Consider the following 448-nt stretch of genomic DNA (forward strand, 5'->3'; position numbering starts at 1 on the left):
GGCCGGCAATCGCCGGCCCCAGATTGCCCGGTCCCGGTCCAGCCCCTGCTCCTGCCCCCACAGCCGGTGCTGGTGCCGGCGGGCGGTTGATCACGGTGTTGATCACCGTCGTATTATGGATGTTCTGGTAGATGATGTTGTTCGGCGGCGGCGCGACATAGACCGGCGGCCTGACGAACACCGGGATCGGCACGAACACCGGCTGCGGCAGCACGAACAGGCCGACCACGGGCAGCGGCGGCGTCAGCACGACGAAATCCGGCGGCGGCGGCGGCAGATAATAGACCGGCGGCGGCGGTGGCGGCGCGAAGCCGAAATCGGGATCGCTGAAATACAGCACCGGACGGTCGACATAGACCACCTCCTCCGGCGGCGGCGGCGGCACGTCGTAGTCGATCATCGCAAAGCTCGGCGGCGGCTCGGCCGGCGCAGTGAGGATCGCGAGGCG

Annotated in this window: 1 pseudogene; it reads right to left on the minus strand. The window is 69.0% G+C overall.

Going from position 1 to position 448, the window contains the following annotated elements:
* A pseudogene (locus tag MOV74_RS40325) lies at positions 1-448 on the minus strand (caspase-like domain-containing protein); the annotation flags it as partial.

The sequence above is a fragment of the Bradyrhizobium sp. SHOUNA76 genome (genome assembly GCF_023006445.1).
Classification (GTDB): Bacteria; Pseudomonadota; Alphaproteobacteria; order Rhizobiales; family Xanthobacteraceae; genus Bradyrhizobium.